Raw genomic sequence first — 18,952 nt, forward strand, 5'->3', positions numbered from 1 at the left:
GAAAGCGCCCTGTGGCTGGAATCCAGCCACAGGGCGCTTTTCTACTTGCCGGTGATGGGCTTGTCGGCAGAGAGGCTGATGGTCTGGCCGGCGGCGAGTTCTCCGCCGGCGAGGCCTGTGAATCGGTACCACGTGCGTTCCCCCGCAGTCCGGGGCCGGTTGGCGGTCCCCAGGTCCACCATCTCCAGGTTGAAGCGGAACGCCACCTGGCGTTCGGTGTCTCCCGCCGCCGTCGTGTACGTCAGGGGCACGCCGTTGGCGTCCGTGGTGAAGCTGCCCCGGGCGCCGTTGAGCGTCACGGCGCCGGGCATGAGCGTCACCTTGGTGCCCGCGGGGAGGGAGCTGCCATCACGGAGTTCCGGGTTGTAACGGAGCAGTTGTTCCGTGGTGCGGCGGAAGGCGTAGCCCAGGCTGTCCAGGGAGTCGCCGGCCACAGTGGTGTAGTAGACCGGGTGGGCGAACGAATTCCTGACGATTTGTCCCTTGCCCGAACGCGGGTCGACCGGCTTCTTCTGCAACTGGAGGGTCTTGCCCGGATGCAGGAAATACACGTTTCCCTGCTCATGGAGGAAAGGCGCCTTATTGGCTTCGGCCAGTTGCTCCTCGGTGATGCCGAACCGGTAAGTGATGCCGTCCAGCGTGTCCTTTTCGACGACGGCGTAGCTCTGCGGAATTCCGTTGCTGTCCTCCGTTGCGGTGCCGGCAGCTCCCGGCATTGGGCCCGACGGCGGAATCAGCCGCAGCTTGGTGCCTTGCCTGAGTGGTGCGCCCTCGGTGAGCCCGTTGAAGGATGCCAGCTTGGCCTCCGAGAGCCTGAACGCCGCCGCCACTCCTGCGAGGGTGTCGCCCTCCGCCGTGGTGTAGAAATCAGCGTTCCCGAAGGAGTCAAGGGCCTTTGCGCCGGCCAGGTCTTCGGGTTTTTCCGCGGCGGGTGCCGGGCTTGGTTCTGTGGTTTCCGGGCCGGCGGCTGCAGTACTAGCGGGTGCTTTTGCGGCAGGATTCTCCGGTCCGCCGCAGTCCGCGAGTCCGGCCATGGCCCCGGCCGCGAGAACTGCGACAAGGACAACGGCCCCCGCCCGATTTCCAGTGGTGCCAAATTTGTGCGCCAAAATATTCCCCCAGTATGTGCCCGCAATTCGTTGGCGCGGGCAACCTATTGAGCATAAGGGATGTGGGTTGCTGCTCCGCCATCCGTCAGTATCGGCCGCTTTGACCCCTCGGATACCGGCCGGAATTGCCGAATGGTTTCCGGGAAGTGGTCCCTACCTCCTGCTTGGCGCCGGGCGTCCAGGTTCGGAGGGCATTTCCGTAGGTGCCCCTTCCACATATGCGGTGCCGCCACCGATGACGAATTCGCCCAAGACGTTTTCGCCGTCCTGGTCATAGACAGGGACCGCAATAGCTTTATTGCCCCGGGCTTCCTGCCAGGCAAGAGCATCGGCAGGGCTCTTGAACGTTTTCATGGCAGCTACTCCGCTGGCCTCGTCAAGGTCTGTCCGGTAGGCATACCCGGACCGTCCGTTGGTGGCTATCACCGCGATGAGGTCCGGCGTTCCGTTCTCAGGGCTCTCCATGCCGTAGCTTTCGCCTTTGACGTTGGTGCCCAATGGCAGCCGTTCCTGCTTGACGTATTTCGCGGTAATCCGCCAACGGTTCTGGAGATCGGTCTTGATGGTGACGCTGTGCTGTCCGGGAGTAAGCGCGAGCGTGTAGCCGGTCCAGCCGGGTTTTGACGCGCTTGTGGACTCATCGCAGGTGCCACTCGCGCCATCTTCGAACTCGAAGCGTCCCGGTGTCAGGCATACCAGGTCCACCTGGACGCCGGTGGTTCCCTCCGGCGGTGTCCCCAGTTCGACGGTGGCCGTACCCATGTACGTCTCGGTCACCGGTGCCGCCAAGGGTGTGATCCGCTCGCCGCCGGGGATGACGAGGATTCCTGCGGCCGTTGCACCTATCCCGCCGAGAAGCCCGACGCCGGCCAGCGCACCGGCGCCCAACCATATCCGGGCGCGGCGCCTCGCCTTGGCCGGAGTCTCCTTGCGGACGCGGGACACCAGTTCCTCCCGCAGGGCGTTGCTGTAACGCTCATCGATGCGCATGCGGTTCATGGCAGGCCTCCTTCCAGGAGCGGAATGGACGTGGGTTCGGGGCGTTTCTCCGGGAGCGCTGCTTTCAAGCGCTGGCGCGCCCGGTGCATGCGGACCTTCGCCGCCCCGGGAGTGAGCTTCAGGATTTCCGCGGCAGCAGCAAGAGTGTGCTCTTCGAACACCACCAGGCTGATCAACTGCAGGTCCACGGCGTTCAGGGACCTGAGCGCCTGCGCGAGTTCGGCGTCGAGCTGGTCCTGGAGCGTGCCGAACGCGGGGTCAACTGCCTCCTCCACACGCGGCAGAGAGTCGAGGAATCGCCGGTAGCGCCGGGCCGCCCGGCCGCTGTTCCGGGCACAGTTTGTGGTGGTGACCAGCAGCCACGGCAGGACCGAGCCTTCCACCACACGCACTTTGGACCGTCGCCGCCACAACTCCAGGAACGCCGTTGCCATGACGTCTTCGGCCTCATGCGGATCGCCGCACACCCGGTAAGCATGCCGGAAGACGCGGTCCCGGTGCCGGTCATACAGCGCACCGAAGGCGTCGCCGTCGCCCTTCAGGCTGCGGGCCCAGAGCGCTTCTTCAGCAGAATCAACGTCCCCCATGCACTGTATTGTCCGCGGGAGCACCGATGGTTACAGGCATTTTGAACCCGAACCGGAAATTACCCCTCGACGGCGTCTGCGGACTTCGCGTCAGTGGGCACCTCTGCCGCAGAGGCCTCCGCATCCAGCGGGTTTTCGATCTCGTCCGTCAGCATGCGCGCCGCGAACAGGGCAACCACGGACATCAGCGGGCACACCACACCGGCCGCCAGGAAGATCAGCCAGATCGGCAGCACCTCGGACAGAGGCCCGGACAGCGCCATTGACACCGGCATCAGCGCCAGCGACACAAAGAAATCCAGGCTGGACACACGCCCCAGAAGGTGCGGCGGCACCCGGCGCTGCAGCAGGGTCCCCCAAATGACCATCCCCACGCTTCCGGTGGCGCCGAAGATGAACAGGGCCGCGGCCAGCACCCAGAAGTTGTCCATGATCCCGACGGCGGCAAGCGGCAGGCTGCCCAGCCCCCACGAGGCGAGCATCACCGTGAGGTAGCGCCGCGGCAGTTTGAACGACGCCGTCACCAGCGATCCGATTGCCCCGCCGACGCCCATGATGGCCAGCAGGAAGCCGAACATCCGCGAATCGCCGTGCAACTGGTCCCGCACCACGAAGGGAATCAGCACCTCGATGGGCCCGATGATGAACAGCACGGACAAGCACGCCCAGATCAGGGTCCACAGCAGCCACGGCGTCCGCAGCGTGTAGAGGATGCCTTCGCGGAGGTCGAGCAGGAAGGAACGGACCGCCCCTCGCCGGACGGCGGCGCCTTCCGGCGAGCCGGGAGCCGAGCCGGAAGCCGAATCGGAAGCCGGGCCGGACGCCGAAGAGTCCCCGCCATTCCGCGCATCCAAGGCATGCCGCCCCAGGAAATTCAGCACGATGAACGCCATCAGATGGCACAGCGACACCCCGGTCACCGCCCACGACGGCGACAACGCCGCTACCAGCACACCCGCCACGGCCGGTCCGGCGGCCTGCTGCAGGATGGGCCGCATGGTGCCCTCCATGCCGTTGGCCGCGAGCAGGTCCTCGGCGGGCAGGATCCGCGGCAGGATGGCGGAGTACGCGGGGAAGAAGAACGCCGCGCCCACGCCCAGCACGAACGCCCCTGCGGCGAGGTGCCACAACTGCAGCAGCCCGGTCAGCGAGAGCACGCTGACGGCGCCGATCACCGCCAGGTTGGCGCCCTCGACAGCGATGATGAGCATCCGCTGCGGCACCCGGTCCGCGGCGATCCCACCGGCCAGCACGAACGCCACCAGGCCCACCGCGGCGGCCGTCGCCACGAGGGACAGCTCCAGCGGCCCGCCGCCCAGGTGGATCACTTGGTACACCATGGCCACGGCCCACATGCCCGAGCCGAAAATGGAGATGGCCAGGGCAGAGATCAGCACCCGGTATTCACGGTGGATAAAAGGTCGGAGGGCCCGAAAGGCAGCCATCAGCCCAGTCTAGGTGTGTTGGCCACGGACCGCACCGCGCACCTAAGCGGACCGGCAACTCAGTGCCGCCGCGGCGACTTCAAGCCCGTTTCCAGCTTGCTGCGGACCTCGCGTTTCACGCGCGAGGCGAGTTCGCCGTCGTGCGCTTCCAGGAAGGTGCGCACCGCGCGCGGATCCCACGGCACCAGGGACCGCAGCGCCCAGCTGAGCGCCTTCACCACGGTGTCGTCGCGGTCATGCATGAGGAGGACGACGACGGCGAGCGTGCGGTCGCGGTCGCCGGTTCCCCAGCGGGAGCGGGTGTTGAGGACAGTGGTCGCCACGAGCGCGATCCGCCGCCACCAGCGGTTGCCGTTGCGTGCCCAGCCGGTGACGTCGGAGTCGGCCACGAGGCCTTCGCGCCAGGCGGGCCCGGCGAGGATGGTGCCGAAGGCGTCGGCCTGGCCCCAGGAGGAGATCTCCGCACCCAAGTCAGCCAGCCGCGCGGCGTCGAGGGCGTGGTAGGCGGCGTCGTGGGCGCTGATCAGTTCCCAGCCCAGCCAGTCATAGCCCGCAGCGCGAAGGCCGTCGGCGAGGTCGAAAACGGTGGAGGCATCGGCAGCGGCCAGCTCGTGGGACACTCGGCGGCGGACGGCGCGGAGGCTGGCGGCATCGGCCTTCTCCAAGGCGTGGACTTCGGTGAGTACACGCTCCAGAAGTTCCCCCGGTTTTGCGTCCCCCGGAGATCCTGCGACCAGGCGCGGAGCCACGCTTCAATTTTAGGAGCGTGGCCCGCTTTGGGCCATGGCCCGGTGCGCTTGGCGGGGCTTATTCGGAGTTTTCGTCCTCGTCCGGGCCCTCCGCGGGATCCTGGCTGTGGAGCCCTGTGTCATGCGGGACCCAGCCCTCGGTTTCGCCCTCGGCGGGGGAATCGCTGTGGTGCCTGACGTCGTCCAGATTGTTGTTCTTCTTCATTTCCGGATACTTCCTGTCCTGGCTTGTTCCGGTTCCAGTGAACGGCACCCAGTCTACGCCGGGGTCCCCAGCCGACGGCTACGCTTAGCTGAAGAACAGCCACTACTTTCCACAGCAGAGGTGAACATGGCAAAGCGCCCCAACCCGGCGGTGAAAATTGCCCAGGAATCCGTCCACAAGGCGGTGTTCGACGAGCACGGCAATGCCAAGCCCGGCGTGCACAGCGTGCTGCTGCGCGCCGTCGAGGTGCAGCGTCCCCTTGTCCTGGCCAACCTGCGCCGCCTGCGGCGCCGCCACCCGAACGCCACGGCAGCCCAGCTGGCCGCCAAGCTTGAGCGCGACTACCTGATCGCTGTCACCGGCGGGGGAGCGGCGGTGGGAGCCACCGCCGTCGTCCCCGGACTGGGAACGGCGGCCTCGCTGGGACTGTCCGGCCTGGCAACGGTCGGTTTCCTTGAAGCGACCGCACTCTACGCCGCCTCGCTCGCCGAACTGCACGGCATCCGCCTGACCGATCCGGACCGCGCCCGCACCATGGTCATGGCCATCATGCTCGGCGAGGAGGGCACGGCACTGCTCGGCGCGCTCAGCGGGCAAAGCCGCGGCCACGGCAAGGGCGTCACCCAGACGTGGGGCAAGACGCTCAGCAAGAAGCTCCCGGGCAGCGGCTTCGGCATGATCAGCGACGCCATCCAGCGGGCCTTCTTCCGCCGGATCCTCAAGCACCAGGGCACCGCCTTCCTGGGCCGGGCGCTGCCGTTCGGCGTGGGCGCCGTGGTGGGCGGCGGCGGGAACCTGATGATGGGCCGGGCCGTGGTGGCCTCGGCCAAGCAGGCCTTCGGCCCGATGCCGGACACCATTCCCGGCGAGCTGCTCGCCGAACCCAATGCCAGTTCGGAACCCGGCACGAGTCCGGAACCCACTAACGCCCTGACGGAAGGCAACCATGGACCTCAACGCTGACCTCGGAGAATCGTTCGGCTCCTGGACCATGGGCGACGACGCCGCCATGTTCAGGATCGTCAGCAGCGCCAACGTGGCCTGCGGCTTCCATGCCGGGGACCCCGTCACCATGCTGGACAGCTGCCGCGCCGCCTTCGAACTGGACGTCCGCGTCGGCGCGCACATCGGCTACCGGGACCTGCATGGCTTCGGCCGCCGCAGCATGGACATGTCCTTCGACGAACTTTACGGCGATGTCCTCTACCAGTTGGGCGCGCTCGACGGGATCGCGCACGCAGTGGGCGCCTCCGTTGACTACGTGAAGCCGCACGGCGCCCTGTACAACCGGATCGTCCACGACACCGACCAGGCGGAGGCCGTCGTCGCCGCCATCCAGGCCTACGACCCCGGCCTGCCCGTGCTCGGCCTGCCGGGTTCGGCGTTCCTGCGACTCGCCGGTGAGGTGGGCCACCCCGTCTTCCATGAGGCCTTCGTGGACCGCGGCTACCTCCCGGACGGCACCTTGGTGCCGCGCTCGCAGGAAGGCGCCGTAGTGCACGACGCCGGCAAGGTGGTTGAGCGGGCCGTGCGCCTGGCGACGCGCGGGGAACTGGAGGCCGTGGACGGCTCGGTCCTGCGGGTGCGGGCGGATTCGCTCTGTATCCACGGAGACACCCCCGGCGCCGTGGAACTCGCTGCGGCCGTGCGGAAGGGCCTGAACGACGCAGGCGTGGAGATCGAAGCCTTCGCCTGATCCCCACGCCCGCGGTCCTTGCCAGCAGCGTTACTTGCTGACGAACACCGCCACGGTCCGGGCCGGAACGGTGAAGCTTCCGGCGTTGAACGAGGCCGTTTTCACCACCGGATCGTGGCCGCCGGCCTGGACCGGGTGCAGCTCGTAGCCGGCGGTTCCGGGGACAGCTTGCGTGGTGGCTTCGTCCGAGGCGTTGAACACCACCACGAGTCCCTTGAGCGAGGGATCGACGTCCGGGCCCGCGGTGTCGTCGATCTTCATGACGATCACGCCGGGCGTCTGCGAGGGCCCGCCCAGCGGGAACGAGACTTTCTGCTGCACCAGTTCCGCGGTGCCGAGATGGAACAGCGGGGTGCCCTTCCGGATCCTGAGCAGCTCGGCGGCGCCGGCGCGCGCCGTGGCGAGATCCGCCGTCGTCGGCTTGAGCGCAGGGTCTTCCAGCAGCGGCGTCATGAACTGGTACTTGCTGCCGTTGTCCGTGATGGGCGGCAGGCCCTTGGCGAAGCCGTTGCCGGCGTCCGTGTGGTCCATGGCGTTGAACCAGTCGCCGGAGTCGTAGCTGTTGCGGTCCAGGGACTTGCTGCGCAGGGCCTCGGTTCCGGCGTGCCAGAAGGAGACACCCTGCCCTAGCGCCGTGGTGCTCAGCGCCAGGTGCTGCATGCGGATCCGGTCCGCCATCGACGTGGCCGGCGGCAGTTTGAAGGCGAGTGCGTCGAAGAGGGTTTCGTTGTCGTGGGCTTCGACATAGGTGATGGCTTCCTGCGGATCCTGCGTGTACCCGGCGGGCTGGCCGTTGTAGGAGACATCCGAGCCCTTCACCGTGGCGCCGGTGCGGTCCGTGAAGGTGTACCCGGCAAGGTTGCCGGTGAGGCCCACCTTGATCTGGTCCTGGGCCAGGAGCAGCGACTGCAGCTGGGCCTCGCTTGAGCCGTTGGCAGGGGAAGCGTTGGGATCGGTGAAGAGCCCGCTGCCGAAGCCCTGGATGCGGGGATCATCGTCGAACGGTCCGCCGCCGCGCACGGCGTCGCGGAGGCGGTCCGTGAAGGTGCCGATCCCGGTGCCGGCCATGTTCAGCTGGGTGGCCTGCTCGAAACGGGCGTTGTTGGCTACCTCGCCGAAGTTCCAGCCTTCGCCGTAGAGGTAGATGCCCTTGCCGTCCACGCCGTCCTTCTTCAGGGTCAGCGCATCCAGCGCGGCACGGACGTCCAGAAGGTTCTGCTTGCTGTGGTGGCCCATGAGGTCGAAGCGGAAACCGTCCAGCTTGTAGGTCTTGGCGAGCGAGACCAGGGTGTCGGTCATGAGCTTGCCCATCATGGCGTGCTCGGTGGCGGTGTTGGCGCAGCACGTGGAGGTTTCCACGGTGCCGGTGTCCGGGTTGAGCCGGTGGTAGTAGCCCGGAACGATCCGGTCCAGGTTCTGCACCGAGTTCTGCCCGGCGCCGGAGGTGTGGTTGTAGACGACGTCCTGGACCACGCGGGCACCGGCCTTGTTCAGCGCCGCCACCATTTCACGGAATTCGAGGGTGCGCGTGGCGCCTTCGGGGTTGGTGGAGTAGGAGCCTTCGGGGGTGCCGTAGTGCAGTGGATCGTAGCCCCAGTTGAAGCCGTCCTTGGCCGCGATGGCCGAGACGCAGGCCTGCTGTTCCTCGCTCGCGGGAGGCAGGGAGGCAAGGTCGCAGGCGGGTTCCTGGTGCAGTTCGCGGCGTTCTTCGATGGTGGCGATGTCGTTGACCGGGAGCAGGTGCACGGCGTTGATGCCCGCGTCGATCTGCTCCTTCAGGCGGGACATGCCCTTGCTGTCCGTATCGGTGAAAGCCTTGTAGGTGCCGCGGTGGGCGGCGGGGACGCTCTGGTCCGCGATGGAGAAATCGCGCACGTGCAGTTCGTAGATGGAGAGGTCTTCCGGGGTTGCCAGTGCCGGTTTGGCGAGCTTCGACCAGCCTGCCGGGGCGAGTGCCTTGTCCGCCGGATCAAGGAAGAGGCTGCGTTCGGAGTTGGTGGACAGGCCCAGGCTGTACGGGTCCGTGACGGCATTGAGCTCCACCTCGCCCGTTTCCGGAACATAGACCTCCACCTCGTACAGGTAGTAGCTGCCCTTCCAGCCCTTGTTTCCTGCGGCGGTCCAGACACCGTCGGCGTCCCGTTGCATGGGTACGACGGCGGCCGCTTCCCCGCCGCTGCCCGTGCTGTAGACGTGGAGCCGGACGTTGCGGGCAGTAGGTGCCCACAGCGCCAGCGACGGCTTGCCGCCCTGCCAGTTCAGGCCGAGCCCGCGCTGTGCTGCGCCCGGGTAGAGGGAGTCGAGTACGCCGGGGAGCTGGACGCCGGTGGTCCCGACGACGTTCCCGGCCTCGTCGAGTGCCGCCACCACGAGCTGCCCCTTCAGGAGCTCCTTCGCCCTCGCGGCGTCCGCTGCGGACAGCGTCAGGACCGGCGTTCCGGCAAGGTGCGGGAACTTCGCGGCGGCTTCTCCGCCGAGCCCCGCGGACTGGCGGGACAGCCCAAGTGCCTCGCCGCCGTCGAGCTTTCCGTCCACCAGGGTGATTCCGCCGTCGGGCGAGGCGTACAAACGGTAGGCGGCAGCGGCCGGTGCGCCCTTCCACACGAGCGTTCCGGCATCGAGCCAGTGCGCGGCCGCGCCGGCGCCGACGGACTTGGGCACGTCATCGGTGATGGTGTGGGTGGCGTGGTCATAGGTAAACGTGACGGTGCCGCCCGTGGCCGCCAGCGGAAGGTTGGCTCCGCCCGCGGCCCCGCCAGCACCGTAGTTCTCAGTCCAGGAGTTGTTCAGGGCCACTTTGTATTCGTAGCTGCCCGCGGGGACGGTAAAAGTTCCGCGATAGAGCCCGGGCGAACCCTCCACCGGCTGGAGCGCGGTGGCCGGGCACTCGGGCTGCCAGTCACCGGGGCAGCCGAGCTCGGACTGGAGCGAACCGACCAAGGCCACGTTCACCGGAGCCGCGGTGTGGTCCGCGGACGCCGGAAGCGCCAGGCCGCCGAGGATGAGCGGAGTGAGGCCCGCGACGGCGGTGGCCGGCCGCGCGAGCTTGTGCAGGGATGAACGGGGTGGGGGAGCCATGGGGAACCTTCCAAGTCGGCATCATTGGTGAGCTGAGGCCCCTTGATGGTAGGAATGTGAAACAGAACACGTCAAGGTTTGCGAATAATTTACGCTCTGTTTTCACGTCAGCGTGGCAGGCGATTTGCGTAAACTGGTCCGGAAGGACGGCGGGACAGCCGGCAGCAAGCAAGGGAGAAGCCATGAGCGGCGGCGGTGCGCCCAAGCGCGGCAGTACACAGGAACGGCCACGCCTCGAAGACCTCGCCAAGCACGTGGGGGTCAGCCTTGCCACGGTCTCCCGTGTGCTGAACGGGCGCAGCGGAGTCTCCCGCGACGTCCGCCAGGCCGTGCTCACCGCCATGGACGACCTCGGCTACGAACGGGCGGACCGCGCACTCGGCACGGCCCGCGGGCAGGTGGGCATCATCGTGGCCGACCTCGTGAATCCGATCTTCCCCGCCATGGCCCAGGCCGCGGTGTCCTTGCTGTCGCAGGAGGATTTCATCCCGGTGCTGTGCGCCCTCCCCGGCGGCGGCCGCTCCGAAGACGAATACATCGAGCTGCTCACGCGCCAGGGCGTGGCCGGAATCATCTTCATCTGCGCATCCCACGCGGACGGCCAGGCCAACATGGAGCGCTACCACCGCCTCCAGGGCCGCGGCATTCCCTACGTGCTGGTCAACGGCAGCCGGCCCGAACTCGATGCCACCTCCGTGGCCAACGACGACGCCAAGGCCATCTTCGACGCCGTCCAGTACCTCGTGACCATGGGCCACCGGAAGATCGGGCTGTCGATCGGTCCGCACCGCTTCCTGCCCAGCCGCAGCAAGATCGAGGGCTTCCGCAGGGCGCTGAAGGAACTCCTTGGCGTGGACGACGCCGCCCCGCACATCGCCACCAGCATGTTCACGATCGAAGGCGGCCACAGCGCCGCGGCCGAGCTCATCCAGGCCGGCCACACCGCCTTCGTCTGCGCCTCGGACCTCATGGCGCTGGGCGCCGTCAGGGCTGCGCGCTCGCTGGGGCTGGGCGTCCCGGAGGACGTTTCGGTGATCGGTTTCGACGACTCCCCGCTCATGGCGCTCACCGATCCGCCCCTGAGCACGCTGCGCCAGCCCGTCAACGCCATTGCCCACGCCGCGGTGCAGGCACTGATCGCCGGGATTTCGGGCGAAGCGGGCGGCCCGTCGCAGGTGCTGCTGCAGTCCGACCTGGTGGTGCGGGGCTCGGCGGGTCCGGCACCAGCCAAGGCATAGGGCCTAGCCGAACACCAGATGCGCCACCGTGAAGATCAGCAGCCCGGCCAGCGCACCCACCACGGTGCCGTTGATCCGGATGTACTGCAGGTCCTTGCCCACCTGGAGTTCGATCTTCTGTGAGGTCTCCTCGGCGTCCCAGCGCGCCACGGTGTCCGAGATGACCCCGGCGATGTCCGAACGGTAGGTGTTCACCAGGTACCCGGCGGCGTCGCCGATCCAGGCGTTCACCTTCCCGGCCAGCTCGGCGTCGTCCACCAGGCGGTTGCCGAAGTCGCGCACCGCGGCCTTGAAGCGCCGGCTGAGTTCCGAATCGGGATCGTCGACGGCGGTCAGCAGCGCGTTCTTGAGGGTGCCCCACGTGCGGGAGGCCAGCTCGCGGACCTCCGGGTCGCCCAGGATCTGCGCCTTGATGGTTTCTGCCCGGGCGATCATGGCGGGATCGTGCTGCAGGTCGTGCGCCAGTTCGGTGAGGTAACTGTCGATCGAACGCCGCACCTGGTGGTCCGGATCGGCTTGCACGGCCCGGACGAACTTGGACAGCTCGGCGTGGACCTTGTCGCCCACCAGGTCATCCACGAAGGACGGAACCCACATCGGAGAACGGTCCGAAACCAGGCGGTTCACGGTGTCGTGGTTGGCCGCCACCCAGTCCGCGGTGCGGTCCACCAGCAGGTCCACCAGCGTGTGGTGGTGCCCCTCGGCGAAAATCCGCTCCGCCATCCGGCCCACCGGCGGTCCCCACGGCGGAGTCAGCACGTGCTTGCGGAACAAGCCCTCGATCACCGCCTGGACGTCGTCGTCGTTCAACACGGTGAACGCGCCGCGGATCACCGCGGAACCCTCCTTGGCCACGCGCTCGGGCCCGCCGGGGGAGCGCAGCCACTCGCCGGCCTTGCGCGCGATGTCCACGCTGGCCAGCTTGTCCTTCACCACCTGCTCGGAGAGGAAATTGTGCTCCACGAAGTCGCTCAGCGAGGCCCCGATCTGGTCCTTGCGCCGCGGAATGATGGCCGTGTGCGGAATCTTCAGGCCCATCGGGTACTTGAACAGCGCGGTCACCGCGAACCAGTCCGCCAGCGCGCCCACCATGCCGCCTTCGGCTGCGGCCCGCACGTACTCCAGCCACGGGTACTGCTTCTGCAGGGCGAACGCCACCGTGAACACCACCGCCATGCCGATCAGCAGCGCCAGCGCCACAGCCTTCATCCGGCGCAGCGCCGCCGCTTTGGCGGCATCGTTCGCGGAGAGTCCGACGGCGGCAGCCCCCTTGGCGGGGCGCGCATCCGCTTCGCTGACCGTCCGGTTATCCGCGGGGGCGGCGTCCGCCGTCGGGATTCGTTCAGAGTTCACCTGCATGTGCCCAGCGTAGCCCCGTGCCCGCCAGGCGGGTGGGTTACCGTGGCAGCATGACTATCGAGGCGCCCGAGAGCGATTCGCCGGAAACACCGCTGCGGCGGCCGCTGGTTTACGCGCACCGCGGGGCGAGTGCTGCGTTCGCTGAACACACGCGCGCGGCGTACCTGAAGGCAATCTCCGACGGCGCGGACGGCGTTGAGTGCGACATCCACCTCAGCCGGGACCAGCACCTGGTCCTGCTGCACGACGCGAACCTGGACCGCACCTCGGACGGTACCGGGCCGGTGGCTGAGAAGGACCTCGCGGAACTTCGCATGCTGGACTTCTCGTCCTGGAAGGGCGCCCGGATCCCGGACGAATACGGGGCGGCCTCGGACCAGTTCCTGACCCTCCCGGAGTTGTTGGACATCCTGCGCGGGGCCGGCCGGGAGATCGGGCTGGCGATCGAACTCAAGCACCCCAGCCCCTACCAGCTGAAGCTTGAAGACCGGCTCCTGGAACTGCTGCTGCGGGAAGGCTGGGACGCGGAGAGCTCCCGGCTGGACAACATCCTGGTGTCCTTCATGAGCTTCAGCCCGGACTCCGTGAAGCACCTGCTGCAGTATGTTCCCCCGCAGCACATCTGCCAGCTGGTGGATGACGTCAGTGTGGAGGAAGTCCGCGAAGAACTCGGCCTCGGACGGATCACCGGCGGCGCCGTGGCCAACGTGATGAAGGCTGCGCAGTTGGAAGGCGAACGGATCCTGGACGATTGCGAGGTGGGAATCGCCGGGCCCGGGATCGAGTACGTGCGCGAGCACGCCCGCACCGTGCAGCGTTGGCTCGACTCCGGACGCCGCTTCCGGGTGTGGACCGTGGATTCCGAGAAGGACGTGGCGCTGTGCCAGCGCCTGGGCATCCACGAAATCACCACCAACAAGCCCGCCAAGGTGCTGGCGCAGCTCACAGATACGGACTGAGCTTTGCCCGCACGGACCCTGCGCGGGCGCCCTTAAACGGAGCGGCCGGCCGTCGATGTCAACCATCAACGGCCGGCCGCCGGCGTTAGCCGCGCTTATTCGCGTGAGGCGGGCACCGCTTAGCGGGCCACCGGTTGCGGCGAGGTCAGGCGGTACAGGGAGTCGACGTCGCGCACTGCTCCCTTGTCCGCGGAGGTGGCCATGGCGGCGTAGGCACGCAGGGCCGCCGAGACTTCGCGCTCACGGTTGGCCGGGTGGTATCCCGTGGTGGCCTCGAGGCGCTCGCGGCGGGCATCCAGCTCGGCCTCGTCCACCAGCAGCTCCAGGGAACGGGTGGGGATGTCGATGCGGATGCGGTCGCCGTCCTCCACCAGGGCGATGGTGCCACCGGAAGCGGCCTCCGGGGAGATGTGGCCGATGGACAGGCCCGAGGTGCCGCCGGAGAAACGGCCGTCCGTGATGAGGGCGCACTTCTTGCCGAGGCCGCGGCCCTTGAGGAAGGAAGTCGGGTAGAGCATTTCCTGCATGCCGGGGCCGCCCTTGGGGCCTTCGTAGCGGATGACCACCACGTCGCCTTCCTTCACGGTCTTGTTCAGGATCTTCTCCACGGCTTCGTCCTGGGATTCGCAGACCACTGCCGGGCCTTCGAAGGTCCAGATCGACTCGTCCACGCCTGCGGTCTTCACCACGGCGCCGTCGACGGCGATGTTGCCGCGCAGCACGGCCAGGCCGCCGTCCTTGGAGTACGCGTGTTCCACGGAGCGGATGCAGCCGCCCTCGGCGTCGGTGTCCAGGGAAGTCCACACGTTCGACTGCGAGAACGCGGTGGAGGAACGGACGCCGCCGGGAGCAGCGTGCCACAGGTCCTGGGCTTCCTGGGTGGCCTTGCCGCCGCGGATGTCCCAGTCGTCCAGCCAGCCGTCCAGGTCCGCGGAGTGCACGGAGTGGACGTCCTTGTGGAGGAGGCCGCCGCGGTTCAGCTCACCGAGCAGCGCGGGGATGCCGCCGGCGCGGTGCACATCCTCCATGTAGTAGGTCTTGTCCTTGGCTACGTTCGGGGCCACCTTGGCCAGGCACGGCACCTGGCGGGACTTGGCGTCCATCTCGGCCAGGCCGTAGTCCACGCCTGCCTCCTGGGCCGCGGCCAGCAGGTGAAGGATGGTGTTGGTGGAGCCGCCCATGGAGATGTCCAGGGCCATGGCGTTGTCGAAGGCCTTGGCAGTGGCGATGGAGCGGGGCAGCACGGAGGCGTCGTCGCCGTCGTAGTAGCGCTTCACGAGGTCCACGATGGTGGAACCGGCCTTCTCATAGAGGGCCTTGCGGGCAGTGTGCGTGGCGAGCACGGAACCGTTGCCCGGCAGGGAGAGGCCGATCGCCTCGGTGAGGCAGTTCATGGAGTTGGCGGTGAACATGCCGGAGCAGGAACCGCAGGTGGGGCAGGCGTTCTCTTCGATGAGGTTGATGTCCTCGTCGGAGATGGACTCGTCCACGGCGTCGGCGATCGCGTTCACCAGGTCCAGGGAGCGCACTGAGCCGTCGCTCAGGGTCACGCGGCCGGCTTCCATGGGGCCGCCGGAGACGAAGACCGTGGGGATGTTCAGGCGCAGCGCGGCCATGAGCATGCCGGGGGTGATCTTGTCGCAGTTGGAGATGCAGACCAGGGCGTCGGCGCAGTGCGCGTTGGCCATGTACTCCACGGAGTCAGCGATCAGGTCGCGGGAGGGCAGCGAGTAGAGCATGCCGCCGTGGCCCATGGCGATGCCGTCGTCCACCGCAATGGTGTTGAACTCGCGGGGCACGGCACCGGCGGCGAGGATCGCCTCGGAGACGATGCGGCCCACCGGGGCCAGGTGGGTGTGGCCGGGAACGAATTCGGTGAAGGAGTTGGCCACGGCGATGATCGGCTTGCCGATATCGGAATTCGCGACGCCGGAGGCACGCAGCAGTGCGCGGGCTCCGGCCATGTTGCGGCCGTGGGTGACAGTGCGGGAACGGTATGCAGGCATGTATACCAGTCTCCCTGCGCGGATACCCGGTTACCAAGACGGTGTCAATACTGGTAGTGGGAGTACTAGAATCACTTCTTGCAACGCGGGGTCAGTTACGGCCCATGTTTGCTGTCCGGATGGGCCGTAAGTGACCCCGCGTTGGAAATGAGAGGAGTGCGGCGGTGGCGGAGTCCGAAGAATGGCGGAAGGAACTCGGCAACTTCCTGGCGGCGCGCCGTCGCCAGGCGGTCCGGAGCGATTACGGCTTGCCGCCCGCGGGTCGGGGCAAGGAGACAGGCCTGCGCCGTGAAGAGGTTGCCTTCCTGGCCGCCATCTCGGTCACCTGGTACACGTGGCTCGAGCAGGGCCGCAAGGTGAACCCTTCGCGCGAAGTGCTGTCCTCCCTGGCCACGGTGCTGCGCCTCGACACCGCGGGCGAACGGTACCTGTTCACCCCGTTCGGCTACGCCGTGCCGGAGCCCGGGCCCGGTACCGCCGAGACCACCGGACATGTCCAGCGGCTGCTGGACGCCATCGACCCCAACCCCGCTTTGGCGCTCGAAGGCAACTGGGACATCGTTGCCTGGAACCAGGCCTACAGCGACTTGTTTCCGCGGGTCCTGGAAGTGTCCGGGCCGGAACGGAACCTGCTGAAGCTCGTCTTCACTGACCCTGCGGTCCGAGCCCTGCTGCCGGACTGGGAACAGACCAGCGCCCAGTTCCTGGCCGAATTCCGCGCCGAGACCGGCTCGCGCATCCAGGATGCGCGGAAGGCGAGCCTGGTGGCCGGGCTGCTGCAGTCCAGTCCGGAATTCCGGGCGCAGTGGGAGGCGCACGGGGTGCGCGGCTTTACTCCGCGTACCCGCACCTTCAACAGGCCCGACGGCGGCACCGGGGTTTATGAGCACCATCAGTTGACGCTCGCGGACGCTCCGGCGTTGAAGCTGATCGTCTACACGCCGGCGGTGCCTGGTGTGCAGCCTGCTTAGGCGACCCGGTTGGCCAGTGTTCCGATTCCTTCCACGGTGATCTCGACGTCGTCCCCGGGCTGCACGGGGACGAAAGTATTGGGCGCCCCGGTCATGATGACGTCCCCGGGCTCGAGGGCGAGCCATTGCGTGACGTACACCAGGCATGCGGCCACGGAGGAAGACAAGTTGAAGGTTCCGGACTTTACTGTCGTCTCGCCGTTGACCACCACCTCGATGCCCACGTTTTCCGGAGTGGCGAGTTCCGTTTCGATCCACGGGCCCAGCGGCGTGTAGTTGCGGCCGGCCTTGCCCTGGAACATCTTCTCGTCCACCTGGTTCTGCTCCACGTTGGTGACGTCGTTGACCACCGTGTATCCCAGGACGTACTCCAGCGCATTTTCCAGCGTGAGGTTCTCCGCCCGTTTGCCGATCACCACGGCCAGTTCGCCTTCGATGTTCACGGTGCCCGCACCGCGCGTGGCAATAATGTCCGCCCCCGGCGCTGCAATGGTGTGCACGGACTTGTGCCAGGCCTGGATGGGGAGGGGGTGGTTGTTGTTTCCAAGGTTTTGGGCGATGCCCAGGAGGGCGGCCGGGCTGACGGGGGCCAGCAGTTCGGCGCTGCCGACGGGTGTGGAGGTGCCGGTCAGCACGGGCTCGGCCGCGAAGGGATCTTCGATGTGCTCCCACCGCTCCCCGCGCAGCACTGCGTGGACGGGCCCGGAAGGCGTCTGGAGACGGGCGATGCGCATTCGGTTCCTCCTTGAATTCGTCCAGTCAAGCTAACACTATGATGAACGATGTTCAATATTCTGAACGCACGGTGCGGGTGTCGGCCGGAGTTAGGCCGGTGCGCGGGGCTGTGGTTGCATGAAGGAATGCCCCAGAAGTTGCTCGAATCCCCGGCCGTGAAGGTCGGCATTTCCATCAGCATCGCCACGGGGCTCTACGGAATTTCCTTCGGCGCGCTGTCCGCGGCGTCCGGCTTCGACTTCTGGCAGACCATGGCGCTGAGCCTGCTCATGTTCAGTGGCGGCTCGCAGTTCGCCTTCATCGGGGTGGTCGCGGGCGGCGGCTCCGGCGTCGCGGCCATGACTGCCGCGGCCCTTCTTGGCCTGCGCAACGGCATCTACGGCATGCAGATGAACGCGCTGCTGATGCCCGGTCGCAAGCTCAAGTACCTCCAGGCCCAGCTGAGCATCGACGAAAGCACGGCAACGGCGTCGGGCCAGTCCGAACCCGGCGAGCAGAAACGCGGCTTCTGGACCGCCGGAATCGGCATCTACGTGCTCTGGAACCTGTTCACCGCCGTCGGCGCACTCGCCGGGAATGCGCTCGGCGACCCCAAGCAGTGGGGGCTCGACGGCGCTGCTGTCGCCGCCTTCCTGGCGCTGCTCTGGCCGCGGTTGAAGGGCCGTGAGCCGTGGGCGATTGCCGTTGCCTGCGCCGCGGCGACGCTGCTGGCCGTGCCCTTCGTTCCGCCCGGCGTGCCGATCCTGGTTGCCGCCGCGGTAGCCGGCGTGTTCGGCTGGCTTAGCCATGCCCGGAACGATGAAGGCTTGGAACCGGACATCGACCCGTACGCGAACCGCCACGGTGAGCACCGCTCCGAGGGGGAGGGCAAATGAACCTCTGGTTTTGGATCCTGGCCGCCTGCGTGCTGGCTTATGGCACCAAACTGGCCGGCTATTTCGTTCCGCGCAGCCTGCTCAAGAACCCGCGGACCATGCACATCGCCGGAACCATGACGATCGGGCTTCTGGCGTCACTGACCGTTGTCAATGCGCTCGGCTCCGGCCAGGCCTTGGCCCTCGACGCGCGGATCGGCGCCCTCGCGGCTGCCGCCATCGCCTTGTGGCTGAGGGCGCCGTTCCTTGTGGTGGTCATTGCCGGTGCCGCGGCGGCCGCGGGGCTGCGCCTGCTCGGCTGGGGTTAGCGGGCGGGCGGATTGCCGTAAGGCTGCTGGCCCTGCTGGGGGTAGGCCTGCTGCTGGCCATAAGGCTGCTGGCCGTACTGCTGCTGCTGCGGGTACCCCTGCTGCTGGTACTGCGGGTAAGCCTGGGCCGGGTAGTTCGCCGCCGGGTAGCCCCGCGCTGCATATGCCTGCGCGGGGTAACCCTGCACGTAGGGATTGAACTGCCCTGAAGCCGCCGGACCGAGGTAGCGTGCCTGGCCGTGGCCGAGCATCGGGAAGAACACGATCGGGAGCAGCACCAGGCCCACCGTGTATCCGGCGTCCTTGCCGAAGGACCGGGAAAGATCGTGCAAGGCAACGACCGCGAAGAAGATGCCAGCAAACGGAATCAGGAACAGCAGGAACCAGTACCAGGGCCGGCCGACGATCTCCAGGAGTTTGATGTCGTTGTATACCGGAACGAACGCTGCCCATGCGGGCTGCCCGGCCTTCATGAAAACGCCCATCCGGAGCAGGCCGCTGATCCCGAATGTCACCAGGAAATACAGCAGCATGAAGATCAGGATCAGGGCTGCGGGCGGATCGGATTCGGAATAGGCCATGGGCGCCAAGGTAGGAAGCATGATTCGAGCCTAGGCGGCTACCGGAACGCCC

At 67.4% G+C, this 18,952-nt stretch carries 18 protein-coding genes; 7 read left to right on the top strand and 11 right to left on the bottom strand.

Annotated features, from left to right (window positions below):
- Positions 1–41: 41 nt before the first annotated feature.
- From BIU82_RS07405 to BIU82_RS19850, 6 genes are all read right to left on the bottom strand, one after another.
- Positions 42–1,034, bottom strand: coding sequence for a LysM peptidoglycan-binding domain-containing protein (locus tag BIU82_RS07405; RefSeq protein ID WP_070348833.1), 993 nt, complete (start codon positions 1,032–1,034; stop codon positions 42–44).
- 228 nt (positions 1,035–1,262) lie between these two features.
- Positions 1,263–2,108 (bottom strand): peptidase M56 family protein, encoded by an 846-nt coding sequence (locus tag BIU82_RS07410; protein WP_070348834.1) that lies wholly within the window; start codon positions 2,106–2,108, stop codon positions 1,263–1,265.
- Complete coding sequence (locus BIU82_RS07415) at positions 2,105–2,695, bottom strand: sigma-70 family RNA polymerase sigma factor (protein WP_070348835.1); 591 nt, start codon at positions 2,693–2,695, stop codon at positions 2,105–2,107. Before BIU82_RS07415 ends, BIU82_RS07410 begins: the two co-directional genes overlap by 4 nt.
- A 59-nt stretch (positions 2,696–2,754) precedes the next feature.
- Entirely contained in the window at positions 2,755–4,140 is a 1,386-nt protein-coding gene (locus BIU82_RS07420; protein ID WP_070348836.1) for an MFS transporter, read from the bottom strand.
- Positions 4,141–4,199: 59 nt separating this feature from the next.
- Positions 4,200–4,889 carry a DNA alkylation repair protein gene (locus BIU82_RS07425; protein WP_070348837.1) on the bottom strand — a complete coding sequence of 230 codons (690 nt, stop codon included), beginning with the start codon at positions 4,887–4,889 and terminating at the stop codon, positions 4,200–4,202.
- A gap of 58 nt (positions 4,890–4,947) precedes the next feature.
- Positions 4,948–5,094: a hypothetical protein gene (locus BIU82_RS19850; RefSeq protein WP_171906517.1), complete on the bottom strand. Its 147-nt coding sequence runs from the start codon at positions 5,092–5,094 to the stop codon at positions 4,948–4,950.
- Between the two features lie 126 nt (positions 5,095–5,220).
- Here BIU82_RS19850 and BIU82_RS07430 point away from each other — a divergent pair, with 126 nt between their 5' ends.
- Together BIU82_RS07430 and BIU82_RS07435 are read left to right on the top strand one after the other, a co-directional pair.
- The gene (locus tag BIU82_RS07430; protein ID WP_070349144.1) at positions 5,221–6,057 is read left to right on the top strand and encodes a hypothetical protein; all 837 of its coding nucleotides are present in this window, start codon (positions 5,221–5,223) and stop codon (positions 6,055–6,057) included.
- Positions 6,041–6,790 carry a 5-oxoprolinase subunit PxpA gene (locus tag BIU82_RS07435; protein ID WP_070348838.1) on the top strand — a complete coding sequence of 250 codons (750 nt, stop codon included), beginning with the start codon at positions 6,041–6,043 and terminating at the stop codon, positions 6,788–6,790. The genes BIU82_RS07430 and BIU82_RS07435 overlap by 17 nt, the downstream gene beginning before the upstream one ends.
- Before the next feature lie 30 nt (positions 6,791–6,820).
- Here the strand turns inward: BIU82_RS07435 and pulA are convergent, their stop codons facing one another.
- Complete coding sequence (gene pulA / locus BIU82_RS07440) at positions 6,821–9,868, bottom strand: pullulanase-type alpha-1,6-glucosidase (RefSeq protein WP_070348839.1); 3,048 nt, start codon at positions 9,866–9,868, stop codon at positions 6,821–6,823.
- 182 nt (positions 9,869–10,050) lie between these two features.
- On the opposite strand from pulA, the gene BIU82_RS07445 reads away from it, so the two are divergent.
- Positions 10,051–11,106 carry a LacI family DNA-binding transcriptional regulator gene (locus tag BIU82_RS07445; RefSeq protein ID WP_070348840.1) on the top strand — a complete coding sequence of 352 codons (1,056 nt, stop codon included), beginning with the start codon at positions 10,051–10,053 and terminating at the stop codon, positions 11,104–11,106.
- 3 nt (positions 11,107–11,109) lie between these two features.
- On the opposite strand, the gene BIU82_RS07450 is transcribed toward BIU82_RS07445, so the two are convergent.
- A complete protein-coding gene (locus BIU82_RS07450; protein WP_070348841.1) occupies positions 11,110–12,465 on the bottom strand; it encodes a DUF445 family protein in 1,356 nt (451 codons plus the stop codon).
- 50 nt (positions 12,466–12,515) lie between these two features.
- Here BIU82_RS07450 and BIU82_RS07455 point away from each other — a divergent pair, with 50 nt between their 5' ends.
- On the top strand, positions 12,516–13,424 hold the full coding sequence (locus BIU82_RS07455; protein ID WP_070348842.1) for a glycerophosphodiester phosphodiesterase family protein: 909 nt from the start codon (positions 12,516–12,518) through the stop codon (positions 13,422–13,424).
- A gap of 119 nt (positions 13,425–13,543) precedes the next feature.
- On the opposite strand, the gene ilvD is transcribed toward BIU82_RS07455, so the two are convergent.
- On the bottom strand, positions 13,544–15,430 hold the full coding sequence (ilvD, locus tag BIU82_RS07460) for a dihydroxy-acid dehydratase (RefSeq protein WP_070348843.1): 1,887 nt from the start codon (positions 15,428–15,430) through the stop codon (positions 13,544–13,546).
- A gap of 164 nt (positions 15,431–15,594) precedes the next feature.
- On the opposite strand from ilvD, the gene BIU82_RS07465 reads away from it, so the two are divergent.
- Positions 15,595–16,401, top strand: coding sequence for a helix-turn-helix transcriptional regulator (locus BIU82_RS07465; protein ID WP_070348844.1), 807 nt, complete (start codon positions 15,595–15,597; stop codon positions 16,399–16,401).
- Here BIU82_RS07465 and BIU82_RS07470 read toward each other — a convergent pair.
- Positions 16,398–17,135: a fumarylacetoacetate hydrolase family protein gene (locus BIU82_RS07470; RefSeq protein WP_070348845.1), complete on the bottom strand. Its 738-nt coding sequence runs from the start codon at positions 17,133–17,135 to the stop codon at positions 16,398–16,400. The two genes, BIU82_RS07465 and BIU82_RS07470, sit on opposite strands and share 4 nt — an antisense overlap.
- A 126-nt stretch (positions 17,136–17,261) precedes the next feature.
- Between BIU82_RS07470 and BIU82_RS07475 the strand changes: the two genes are divergently transcribed.
- Together BIU82_RS07475 and BIU82_RS07480 are read left to right on the top strand one after the other, a co-directional pair.
- Complete coding sequence (locus BIU82_RS07475; protein WP_070348846.1) at positions 17,262–18,011, top strand: AzlC family ABC transporter permease; 750 nt, start codon at positions 17,262–17,264, stop codon at positions 18,009–18,011.
- The gene (locus BIU82_RS07480) at positions 18,008–18,319 is read left to right on the top strand and encodes an AzlD domain-containing protein (protein ID WP_070348847.1); all 312 of its coding nucleotides are present in this window, start codon (positions 18,008–18,010) and stop codon (positions 18,317–18,319) included. The genes BIU82_RS07475 and BIU82_RS07480 overlap by 4 nt, the downstream gene beginning before the upstream one ends.
- Here BIU82_RS07480 and BIU82_RS20025 read toward each other — a convergent pair.
- Entirely contained in the window at positions 18,316–18,921 is a 606-nt protein-coding gene (locus tag BIU82_RS20025; protein WP_070348848.1) for a DUF5684 domain-containing protein, read from the bottom strand. The two genes, BIU82_RS07480 and BIU82_RS20025, sit on opposite strands and share 4 nt — an antisense overlap.
- Positions 18,922–18,952 lie beyond the last annotated feature (31 nt).

The organism is Arthrobacter sp. SW1 (genome assembly GCF_001766675.1).
GTDB lineage: Bacteria > Actinomycetota > Actinomycetes > Actinomycetales > Micrococcaceae > Arthrobacter.

Coding starts and splice junctions, on each gene's coding strand:
- BIU82_RS07405 (WP_070348833.1), bottom strand. CDS start 1,034: ATGGCCGGACTCGCGGACTGCGGCGGACCGGAGAATCCTGCCGCAAAA.
- BIU82_RS07410 (WP_070348834.1), bottom strand. CDS start 2,108: ATGAACCGCATGCGCATCGATGAGCGTTACAGCAACGCCCTGCGGGAG.
- BIU82_RS07415 (WP_070348835.1), bottom strand. CDS start 2,695: ATGGGGGACGTTGATTCTGCTGAAGAAGCGCTCTGGGCCCGCAGCCTG.
- BIU82_RS07420 (WP_070348836.1), bottom strand. CDS start 4,140: ATGGCTGCCTTTCGGGCCCTCCGACCTTTTATCCACCGTGAATACCGG.
- BIU82_RS19850 (WP_171906517.1), bottom strand. CDS start 5,094: ATGAAGAAGAACAACAATCTGGACGACGTCAGGCACCACAGCGATTCC.
- BIU82_RS07430 (WP_070349144.1), top strand. CDS start 5,221: ATGGCAAAGCGCCCCAACCCGGCGGTGAAAATTGCCCAGGAATCCGTC.
- BIU82_RS07435 (WP_070348838.1), top strand. CDS start 6,041: ATGGACCTCAACGCTGACCTCGGAGAATCGTTCGGCTCCTGGACCATG.
- pulA (WP_070348839.1), bottom strand. CDS start 9,868: ATGGCTCCCCCACCCCGTTCATCCCTGCACAAGCTCGCGCGGCCGGCC.
- BIU82_RS07445 (WP_070348840.1), top strand. CDS start 10,051: ATGAGCGGCGGCGGTGCGCCCAAGCGCGGCAGTACACAGGAACGGCCA.
- BIU82_RS07450 (WP_070348841.1), bottom strand. CDS start 12,465: ATGCAGGTGAACTCTGAACGAATCCCGACGGCGGACGCCGCCCCCGCG.
- BIU82_RS07455 (WP_070348842.1), top strand. CDS start 12,516: ATGACTATCGAGGCGCCCGAGAGCGATTCGCCGGAAACACCGCTGCGG.
- ilvD (WP_070348843.1), bottom strand. CDS start 15,430: ATGCCTGCATACCGTTCCCGCACTGTCACCCACGGCCGCAACATGGCC.
- BIU82_RS07470 (WP_070348845.1), bottom strand. CDS start 17,135: ATGCGCATCGCCCGTCTCCAGACGCCTTCCGGGCCCGTCCACGCAGTG.
- BIU82_RS07475 (WP_070348846.1), top strand. CDS start 17,262: ATGCCCCAGAAGTTGCTCGAATCCCCGGCCGTGAAGGTCGGCATTTCC.
- BIU82_RS07480 (WP_070348847.1), top strand. CDS start 18,008: ATGAACCTCTGGTTTTGGATCCTGGCCGCCTGCGTGCTGGCTTATGGC.
- BIU82_RS20025 (WP_070348848.1), bottom strand. CDS start 18,921: ATGCTTCCTACCTTGGCGCCCATGGCCTATTCCGAATCCGATCCGCCC.